The sequence below is a fragment of the Paenibacillus darwinianus genome (assembly GCF_000598065.1).
Taxonomy (GTDB): Bacteria; Bacillota; Bacilli; order Paenibacillales; family Paenibacillaceae; genus Paenibacillus_I; species Paenibacillus_I darwinianus.
Genome location: NZ_KK082155.1, coordinates 16,946 through 26,303, shown reverse-complemented (window position 1 = coordinate 26,303; position 9,358 = coordinate 16,946). Strand labels below are relative to the sequence as shown.

Sequence of the window (9,358 nt, the reverse complement as noted above, 5' to 3'; positions counted from 1 at the left end):
CCCCGTCCGCCCCTTTTTCGGCTTGACCGGGTCATTCGGTGGAGCCTCCGAGCTCAGTCTCCCGACAGCTCGTCGAGCGTTTTGCCGAAGCTGGGCGCCATGTACGCGAGGAACCATTCGACCTCGGGCATGGCGAGCTGCGCGAGCTTCTGCTCGGCCTGGCCCTTGGCCACGGCAAACTCGCGGTTGCCGGATGAGAGCTCGGACAGGCACTTCAGGTAGGCGTCGAGCAGATCGGCGGCTTTAAGATAGGGCAGGAGCTCGCGGTCCGCATTGGCCGAAACGGAGGAAGCCGTACCTCCGGCGAGCAGCGGTACATACGCATCGCGCAACGGCTCCGGCACCATGCCAAGCAACCGGTCGGCGGCCATGGCCTCGATCTCGCGGAAGCTTGCCAGCATTTTGGGATTGTGGTGCTTAACCGGTGTCGGAATGTCGCCCGTGAACACCTCGGTCGCGTCGTGGAACAGCGCCAAGGATACAACCCGATCGGCGTTCAGGCGCCGGCCGTAGACGCGGTTGCCGATCTCGCAGAGCATATGCGCCAGCAGCGCGACATGGTAGGAGTGTTCGGCGACCGTCTCGGGCGTCGTGTTGCGCATCAGGCTCCAGCGCTCGATATAACGCAGCCTGTACATATAAGCAAAAAAATGGCTTTCCAAGTCTCGATTGTCCTTTCCGATGCCCGGCTCGTTAAAGGCGGAATAACGGCATCTATACCTCAATGGTGTCGATGGTTTATATCGTATCATATAAAAGACCGCAGGCTAAGGGGTATGGCTTAAACCTTGAAAGGTGTTGACATCGGCGACCGTATAGCATATATTTATACCCATGGGGGTATGTGTATGAGGAACTGGATGGCCGAGACTCTGCAGCGGTACGGCAATTCAACATACATGAACTTATCCGCAGGCGGCATACTAATGATTGAATTACTATGCCGAGTTGAATAGTTCCAACAAAAAACACGCAGTGTGAAGATCGTCAGCACGAGCTGCGCCGTGCATGATCACTAAAGGAGGCATAACCATGCAAGCAGATCTAGTTGTCGACACGAAAGGAATGGCATGCCCGATGCCGATCGTTAAAGCAAAAAAAGCGCTCGACGGGCTGCAACCGGGGCAGGTGATGGAAGTGATTTCCACGGATAAAGGCTCCGTCAACGATTTCCAAGCTTGGGTAAAGCAGACCAAGCATGAACTTATGAAACATGAAGAAGACCACGGCGTTTACAAATTTTTCGTGAAAAAGATTTAAACGGTGAAGTAAGAAAAAATAAGCGGGCACGGAGAGTGCTCGCTTATTTTAAACCGTCATATACGATTCGAACTCCAAGGGAGCAATAGCTTTCTTCTTTGTAATGCCCCTCCGGACAGGCCTTTGTGCAGCACAGCGTCTCGTTGACTGACAGTAATGGTTCGTTGCAGATCGGGCATTTATGCTCAAATATTTTTTTCAACGCGGTCAGCATTTTATATCACCTTATTTCTGATGAATTTACTTGGTTTTATTATAACTGATTGCTGGAGAAGGAACAAGGAGGAATTTATGGACATTCTCCTATTTGTGACTATGCTGCTCCTTGGTTTAGTCGGCTCTTTCTTTTCGGGACTGCTCGGCATAGGCGGAGCTATCCTTAATTATCCCCTTCTGCTGTTTGTTCCATCCGGTCTCGGCTTGGTTTCATTTACCGCACAGGAAGTCGCCACCATCAGCATATTTCAGGTATTCTTCGCTTCATTGGCAGGCGTCATCGCTTTTCGAACGAGAGGCGATCAGGCAGCGCTTGTGCACAAGGGACTTGTGCTGTACATGGGCGGCAGCATCTGGCTCGGGAGTCTTGTCGGTGGATTCGGTTCCCGGTATTTGCAGGAAGAAGCCATAAATATTCTATATGGAACGCTGGCGGTCATTGCGGTAGTGCTGATGCTGATTCCGAGTCGCGTGAAGCAGGACACGGCGCAAGGGGAGATAGAGTTCAACAAGGTCATCGCATCAGCGGCCGCTTTTATGGTAGGAATAGTGTCGGGCGTCGTCGGCGCTGGCGGCGCGTTTATTCTTATTCCGATTATGCTGACGGTCTTGAAAATTCCCGCACGGGTCACAATTGCTTCGTCGCTTGCGATCGTGTTCGTTTCGGCCATCGGCGGCGCAATCGGCAAAATAACGGCAGGTCCATTCCCGGTATGGCCGACGGTGTTTGTGGTTCTGGGCAGTTTGATCGGCGCTCCGCTCGGTTCCAGGGTAAGTTCAAAAATTGATGTGCGGATTTTGCGCTACGGGCTCGTTGTACTGATCGCCGCAACGGCCGTTAAAGTATGGGTGTCTATTTTATGGAAATGAATTTAACATGTTCCATTATACGGTGGAAACAAACAAACGTCATTGCAGGCAATTGAGGATATCCAGGAGCAGCTGAAATCGGAGCAATTCGGCGTGTTGTGGCAGCTGGACTTGAAGGAGAAGCTGAAGGAAAAAGGTGTGGAGTTTAATCGGACGTATCACATACTCGAGGTCTGCAATCCGGTGGAAGCCAAGCGGGTGCTTACCGAAAATGCGCACCGGAGTCGCTGAATCCGGCAATTATGCGCAAAGACACCGTCCGCCGTTGTGCGGGGCGGTGTGTTTGTCGTCGCCATTGCCAGCTCAAAATGATGCCTTGTACATAGCTCCGCACTCCATTATTATAAAACTATTACAGACCAGCGACAGAGAGGAGCTGCCACACCGTTATGCACAAGTTTGAAGAAAGTGTTTATCAACTCGTCGTCGAGACGTCGACCAACCTGCCGGGCGATGTCCGCCAGGCGATTAAAGCCGCCCAGGAGGCGGAGGACAGCGCAACCCGCGCCGGCCTGTCCCTGTCGACGATTGCCAACAATATCGAGATGGCCGAATGCAACGTGTCGCCCATCTGCCAGGACACCGGCATGCCTACCTTTATCGTCCACACGCCAGTCGATGCGAATCAGCTCGTCATGAAGCAGCACATCCGCAATGCGATTGCGCGCGCGACGAAAGATGGCAAGCTGCGCACCAACTCCGTCGATTCGCTGACGGGCGGGAACACAGGGGACAACCTGGGACCCGGCACGCCGGTCATCCATTTCGAGCAATGGGAGAAAAACGACGTCGACGTCCGACTCATCCTGAAGGGCGGCGGCTGCGAGAATAAAAACATTCAATACAGCCTTCCGGCCGAGCTGGAGGGAGTGGGCAAGGCGGGCCGCGATCTTGACGGCATCCGCAAATGCATCATGCATGCCGTTTACCAGGCGCAGGGCCAAGGCTGCAGCGCCGGCTTCATCGGCGTCGGCATCGGCGGCGACCGCACGACCGGCTACGAGCTGGCGAAGCAGCAGCTGTTCCGCAGAGTCGACGACACGAACCCGATCCCTGAGCTGCAGCAGCTTGAGGAATACGTCATGGAGAATGCCAATAAGCTCGGCATCGGCACGATGGGCTTCGGCGGCGCGGTGACGCTGCTCGGCTGCAAGGTCGGTGTGATGAACCGTTTGCCGGCAAGCTTTTTCGTCTCGGTCGCCTATAACTGCTGGGCATATCGCCGCCAAGGCGTGCTGCTGAACGCGGCAACCGGCGAAATCAAGGAATGGCTGTACCCGGAAGGCCAGCAGGTCCCGATGAAAGCGACGGCGGAGGAGACGGCAGCGCAGGCGGCGGCTGGCGCGGAGCGCCGCGAGGTGCGTCTGAAGACGCCGTTCACCGAGGAGCAGGTACGTTCGCTGCATGTCGGCGACATCGTCATCATCGACGGCGAAATGCATACCGGACGCGATGCACTGCACAAGCATCTGATCGACCACGAGTCGCCGGTCGACCTGAACGGCGCGGTCATCTATCATTGCGGTCCGGTTATGCTCAAGGACGAACAAGGCTGGCATGTCAAGGCAGCGGGCCCAACCACCAGCATCCGCGAGGAGCCGTACCAGGGTGACATCATCAAAAAATTTGGCATCCGCGCGGTTATCGGCAAAGGCGGCATGGGCGCAAAGACGCTTGCCGCGCTGAGTGAGCATGGAGCGGTTTATCTCAATGCCATCGGAGGCGCGGCGCAATATTATGCCGAATGCTTCAAGCGGGTGAACGGCGTCGACTTCATGGAATTCGGCATTCCGGAGGCGATGTGGCATCTGCAAACCGAGGGTTTTGCGGCGATCGTGACCATGGACGCGCACGGCAACAGCCTTCACGCCGACGTTGAGCGGGATTCGTTGGCCAAGCTCGGCCAGTTCAAGGAGCCGGTGTTCAAATAGTCGCTGCGACAGCGCTTTGTCTCACCACCGGTCATCGTGCGCTGAGCATTCATACCATCCCTTGTTCCATACAGAAAGAGTGAGCCATGCTAATGCGGCAATTCGGAACGACCTTCAATCGCCTATTCGAACAATGGATGTTTCTGTTAATCCCTGGATCTCTACTCCTGGGATTTCTTTTTGCCGACGGGCTGCTTCCGTTCGTGGCCGCAGTGCCCGCACTTTTCGCCGTCGTCACGTTTACGATGGGTCTTGGCTGCGGGCTCGGCCAGCTTCGGCACGTTCTTGCCCGTCCCTGGCCCATGCTGTGGACATTGCTGCTCGCGCATATCGCGCTGCCTCTGGCCGCCTATGCGATCGGGGTGTTCCTCTACGGTCCGGAATCGCCGTATGTGATCGGGCTTGTGCTGTTTGCGCTCATCCCGCTCGGCGTTTCCTCAGTCATCTGGGTCGGTCTCTCCGGCGGCAGCGTGGCGATGATGCTATCACTGGTCGTCATCGATTCCCTGATCAGCCCGTTTGTCGTGCCGGCCGGCATCGGTCTGCTGTTCGGAGATTCGATCCGCACGGATACGGGTGCGATGATGGCGGATTTGCTTCTGATCGTCGTCGTGCCGACGATCGCCGGCGTGCTTCTAAACCAAGCGACCAAGGGCCGAATCACGGAGCGCATGAAGCCGGTCACCGGCCCGGTATCCAAGCTGTGCTTCACGGCGGTCGTCGCGCTGAACGCCGCAGCGATCGAGCCGCATGTCGTCGAGCTCAAAGCCGACATGGCGAAGCTTGTCCCGGTCGTTGTGCTGTTTGTCGGCATCTGCTACGCTGCGGGTTTCTTCGGCGTGCTGCCGCTGCGCAGCAGGGAGCTCGCCGCGACGGCGTCCTACGCAACCGGGATGCGGAACATCTCGCTCGGCATTGTCATCGCGCTGCAATACTTCAGTCCGCTGGCAGCCGTACCGGTCGTGCTCGCGATTCTGGTTCAGCAGCCGGTCGCGACGCTGCATCATTACGTTTTACAAAAACTTCACAAAAAAGAAGCTGGGCAACCGGTCTCGCGCCATGTAGGATGAAATCGTATAGTGTCGCATTCGGCAATGCAAGCTAATGGCAGAAGGAGGAAGCCGATGAACAGCTTTCGCTCCCGATTGGCCGTCATCATGATCGTACTGACCGGCTTGTCCGTTTCGGCGGCCGGGCTTTTTATGGCGCAATCGTTCGAACGCAAATATATAAGCGCACTGCAGGAAAATATGGTTCGCGAAATCAAGCTGATTATCGACAGCGTGGAATGGCGGGACGGCAACGCCGGCCTGGCGGCCGATTATTACACCGAACGGGCGGCGCATTTCAAGGAGGTTACCGGCGCACGCGTCACGTTCATCGACGGCGACGGCGACGTGCTTGGCGACTCTGACTTTGATCAGAGTCAGATGGCGAACCAGGTCAAGCGTCCGGAAGTGAACGCGGCCAAGCGCAACGGTGTCGGCCGCGACATCCGCGAGAGTGAGACGGTGAAGCAGAATTGGCTGTATGTGGCGTATGCGCTGCGGCCGGGAGCGCCCGATTCCAAGATTGTCCGGCTCTCGATGAACATATACGACGTGGAGCGAAGTATCCGGGAGCTGTGGGTCGTGCTTCTATCCGGCCTGCTTCTGCTGTTCATCTTTGCGGCTGCGATCAGCTACCGGGTTGCGCTTGGTCTGACGCACCCGCTGGAGCTGATTACGCGCGTAGCGAAGCGGATCAAGAACATGGACTACCAGGCGCGCGTGCCCGTTACGAAAAACGATGAGATCGGCGAGCTTGGCGTGGCCATCAACGCGATGGCGGAAAGCCTGCAGGATCAGATGCAACGTATCCGTCAGAAGGAAGGCCAGCTCGAAAGCGTCTTGGACAACATGATCAACGGCATCGTCATGATCGACAAGAGCGGCAGGATTCTGCTGCTCAACCGGATGGCCGAGGAGGTGCTCGGCTTCTCGGCGCGCGAGCTGGCGGGCCGCCATTACGCCGAGGCGAAGCAGCAGTATGAGCTCGCCCAGATCATTCAGGAAGGCCTCGAGAAGCGGGAGCATCTGCACGACGAGATCACATTCTATTTTCCCGAGGAACGGCTGCTTGAAATCAACCTGGTGCCGGTGTTCCATTCGGGCGATGAGTTCGGCGGCGTGCTGCTGGTGCTGCAGGACGTGTCCGCCATTCGGCGGCTGGAGCGGATGCGCAGTGAATTCGTCGCGAACGTGTCGCATGAGCTCAAGACGCCGATCGCTGCAGTCAAAGGCTTTGCCGAAACGCTGCTCGGCGGCGCGGTGAACGATCCGGATACGGCCAAAGCGTTTCTGCAAATCATTTACGACGAGAGCGAGCGGCTAAACCGTTTGATCGGAAACATTCTGGAGCTGTCGAAGGTGGAATCCCGGCGCGTGCCGCTGCAGTTTTCCCCGGTCGAGCTGTCGTCGTTCACCGAAAAAACGCTCGAGCTGCTCGCTTCCGAAGCGTCGCGCAAAGGCATCTTGCTTGATGCAGCCGTCGAACCGGGGCTGTATGCGGAGGCGGACGAGGACCGGCTTCGCCAAATTATGATGAACCTGCTTTCAAACGGGATCAATTACACGCCCGAGGGCGGACGGGTCACGGTGAAGGTGGACGGCGACGACGACCATATCCGCATCCGCATTTCCGACACGGGCATCGGTATTCCCAAAAAGGATCTGCCGCGCATTTTCGAACGGTTCTACCGGGTGGATAAGGCGAGGTCGCGCAGCTCCGGCGGCACGGGACTCGGCCTGTCGATCGTCAAGCATCTGGTCGAGCTGCATAAAGGAACAATCGCGGTCGATAGCACGGTGGGGGCGGGTTCGACCTTTACGATCGAGCTTCCGGTGCTGCAGTCCTAGAACTCGTGGCGACATTTTACAATGCTTTGACACTTCACCAGCCTAAACGTGCTATGATGATCATAAATGTCGGATTTGTCCTAACGGAGGGGTTCTTATGTCTGTTCGCATTTTAGTCGTCGAGGACGAACCGACTTTGGCTCGTTTGCTCTCTTACAACCTGACGCAGGAAGGGTATGAGACGACGGTTTCCGATAACGGCGCCGAAGGGCTGCAAACCGCCTTGCAGCGTCGGTTCGACTTGATCGTGCTGGACATTATGCTGCCCGGCATGAACGGCTTTGACGTCTTGACCAAGCTGCGGCAGAACGGCATCCGCACGCCCGTCATCATCCTGACCGCGCGCAATGCGGAGGAGGAGGTCGTCCAAGGGCTGAAGCACGGCGCGGACGATTATATCACGAAGCCGTTCGGCGTTGCCGAGCTGCTTGCCCGGGTGTCCGCCGTGCTGCGCCGTTCGCAGAACGAGGAGGCGCAGCCTGCCGACCGGAACGAGAAGGTGATCGCAGCCGGCGAGCTGGAGATTTATCCGGAGAAATACGAGGTCGTGATTGGCGGCGAGACCGTGCCGCTGCGTCCAAAGGAGTTCGAGGTGCTTTTATACTTGGTACAGCGGCCCGGCATGGTCATTACCCGTGACGATCTGATGAATGTGGTGTGGGGCTTCGACTACATCGGCGGACAACGAACCGTGGACGTGCATGTGAGCTCGCTCCGCAAAAAGCTGGAGCTTAACCAGCAGTCGGTGCAGATTGAGTCCATCCGCGGCGTCGGCTACAAGCTGGTCATGCCAAAAAAGCTCGGATCGCCTAGATAAGGTGTCCGGTTTTTTTTGTATAAGGCGGTTAACGGGCGGAAATTATTGGCGGTTCCATGCGAGCATCTTTTTCTGGTATTCCTTCGGCGAGCAATCGTTGTATTTCTTGAACATTTTGTAGAAGTGAGCCATGTTCGGGATGCCGATCACATCGCCGATCTCCGAGATGCTGCGGTCCTCGGTGAGCAGGATGCGCTCCGCCCATTTGATTTTGCGGTAATTTACATATTCGGTAAAGGACAACCCGACTGCCTTTTTGAAAAACTTGACGAAGTAGTAGTAGCTCATATTCGCCAGCCTGCATACCTGATCGACATGAATCCTCCCTGTCAGGTTGGCCTCCACATAATCGAACACCGGCTTCAGCCGCGCCCGGTCGAAATCGTCGTGCTCGGCCAGCGTGTGCCGGGAATCGCCTCGGAGCAGGTGCAGCAGAATCGTTTTGATCAATATATTGACCGCCAGCTCGTAGCCGGCCGATTTGGTTTTGGCTTCGTGGAATATATCCTTGATGCACCGGGCGATTTCCCGCTTCACTTCCGGTTTCTCGCTGAAAATATAATTGATTTTACTGAGTGGATTTTTGGTCTCGGTAAAAAACCGGATATACGGCATCGTGCTGTGGTCGAAAAACTGGTCGAGATCGAACTGCAGCACGTAGTACTCGAGCAAGCCGCTCGCCATGCTGCGGTCCCGATGCAGCTGCGAGGAGCCGATCACGACGATGTCGCCGGGTTCCAGATGATAGTAGTCGTCTTCCGTATACACATCAAGCTCGCCCTGATCGATCAGCAGCAGCTCCACCTCGCGGTGATAGTGCCAGCCGATGAAGAGATCGTCCTCTCGCTTCGTCTGAAAGATTTTCAACGACAAAAGAGGGTTTTCATAATCAACTTTCTCGTTATAAGCTTCCAATGCCGCACCTCGCCCAGGACAAAATCGCATAAAAGCGTCGCCATAATCGGCATTACTTTATGGGATCAATCGCAATATACTTTATTCTAGTGTGTCTTGCCTCAAAGAATCAAGCATCGAACAGAAAAATGACCTATTTTATCGAAATATTGGGAGGAATAAAGGATGGCTAAAGTTAGAATCGGCATCATCGGGTGCGGAGGGATCGCGACAGGCAAGCATTTGCCGAGCCTTGCCAAAGTGGAAGAAGCGGAACTGGCGGCGTTCTGCGATATCGTCCTTGAACGCGCGGAGGAGGCCAAGACGAAATTCGGCAGCGCGGAGGCCGTTGTGTATGAGGATTTCCGCGAGCTGCTGAAGGACCGCACGATCGATGTCGTCCACGTCTGTACGCCGAACGACTCGCACGCCGATATCACGATCGCGGCGCTTGAGGCGGGCAAGCATGTCAT

10 protein-coding genes are annotated in these 9,358 nt (G+C 56.2%); 8 read left to right on the top strand and 2 right to left on the bottom strand.

Going from position 1 to position 9,358, the window contains the following annotated elements; translation table 11 throughout:
• Nucleotides 1-53: 53 nt before the first annotated feature.
• Nucleotides 54-662: a 5'-deoxynucleotidase gene (gene yfbR / locus BG52_RS07510; RefSeq protein WP_036583945.1), complete on the bottom strand. Its 609-nt coding sequence runs from the start codon at nt 660-662 to the stop codon at nt 54-56.
• A gap of 370 nt (nt 663-1,032) precedes the next feature.
• Between yfbR and BG52_RS07505 the strand changes: the two genes are divergently transcribed.
• The 7 genes from BG52_RS07505 to BG52_RS07475 all read left to right on the top strand — a co-directional run bounded on the left by BG52_RS07505 (nt 1,033) and on the right by BG52_RS07475 (nt 7,991).
• Entirely contained in the window at nt 1,033-1,260 is a 228-nt protein-coding gene (locus tag BG52_RS07505; RefSeq protein ID WP_036583948.1) for a sulfurtransferase TusA family protein, read from the top strand.
• A 291-nt stretch (nt 1,261-1,551) separates the two neighbouring features.
• Nucleotides 1,552-2,346, top strand: a complete 795-nt coding sequence (locus BG52_RS07500; protein ID WP_036583951.1) for a sulfite exporter TauE/SafE family protein — start codon at nt 1,552-1,554, stop codon at nt 2,344-2,346.
• Nucleotides 2,347-2,388: 42 nt separating this feature from the next.
• Nucleotides 2,389-2,577, top strand: a complete 189-nt coding sequence (locus BG52_RS07495; protein WP_051587753.1) for a DUF302 domain-containing protein — start codon at nt 2,389-2,391, stop codon at nt 2,575-2,577.
• Between the two features lie 158 nt (nt 2,578-2,735).
• Entirely contained in the window at nt 2,736-4,277 is a 1,542-nt protein-coding gene (locus tag BG52_RS07490) for a FumA C-terminus/TtdB family hydratase beta subunit (RefSeq protein ID WP_036583954.1), read from the top strand.
• 92 nt (nt 4,278-4,369) lie between these two features.
• Nucleotides 4,370-5,347 (top strand): bile acid:sodium symporter family protein, encoded by a 978-nt coding sequence (locus BG52_RS07485; RefSeq protein ID WP_036583956.1) that lies wholly within the window; start codon nt 4,370-4,372, stop codon nt 5,345-5,347.
• Nucleotides 5,348-5,401: 54 nt separating this feature from the next.
• Nucleotides 5,402-7,174: a two-component system histidine kinase PnpS gene (gene pnpS, locus BG52_RS07480; RefSeq protein WP_036667053.1), complete on the top strand. Its 1,773-nt coding sequence runs from the start codon at nt 5,402-5,404 to the stop codon at nt 7,172-7,174.
• A 97-nt stretch (nt 7,175-7,271) separates the two neighbouring features.
• Nucleotides 7,272-7,991 (top strand): response regulator transcription factor, encoded by a 720-nt coding sequence (locus tag BG52_RS07475; protein WP_036583964.1) that lies wholly within the window; start codon nt 7,272-7,274, stop codon nt 7,989-7,991.
• A gap of 42 nt (nt 7,992-8,033) precedes the next feature.
• Here BG52_RS07475 and BG52_RS07470 read toward each other — a convergent pair whose 3' ends face one another.
• Nucleotides 8,034-8,906 carry a helix-turn-helix transcriptional regulator gene (locus tag BG52_RS07470; protein ID WP_036583966.1) on the bottom strand — a complete coding sequence of 291 codons (873 nt, stop codon included), beginning with the start codon at nt 8,904-8,906 and terminating at the stop codon, nt 8,034-8,036.
• 165 nt (nt 8,907-9,071) lie between these two features.
• Between BG52_RS07470 and BG52_RS07465 the strand changes: the two genes are divergently transcribed.
• Nucleotides 9,072-9,358: Gfo/Idh/MocA family protein (locus BG52_RS07465; protein ID WP_036667052.1), on the top strand; the 287-nt coding region annotated here is incomplete at its 3' end.

What these genes read in the sequence shown, in the direction of transcription:
- BG52_RS07500 (WP_036583951.1), top strand. Translation starts at nt 1,552, where the DNA reads ATGGACATTCTCCTATTTGTGACTATGCTGCTCCTTGGTTTAGTCGGC.
- BG52_RS07485 (WP_036583956.1), top strand. Translation starts at nt 4,370, where the DNA reads ATGCGGCAATTCGGAACGACCTTCAATCGCCTATTCGAACAATGGATG.
- BG52_RS07475 (WP_036583964.1), top strand. Translation starts at nt 7,272, where the DNA reads ATGTCTGTTCGCATTTTAGTCGTCGAGGACGAACCGACTTTGGCTCGT.
- BG52_RS07505 (WP_036583948.1), top strand. Translation starts at nt 1,033, where the DNA reads ATGCAAGCAGATCTAGTTGTCGACACGAAAGGAATGGCATGCCCGATG.
- BG52_RS07490 (WP_036583954.1), top strand. Translation starts at nt 2,736, where the DNA reads ATGCACAAGTTTGAAGAAAGTGTTTATCAACTCGTCGTCGAGACGTCG.
- pnpS (WP_036667053.1), top strand. Translation starts at nt 5,402, where the DNA reads ATGAACAGCTTTCGCTCCCGATTGGCCGTCATCATGATCGTACTGACC.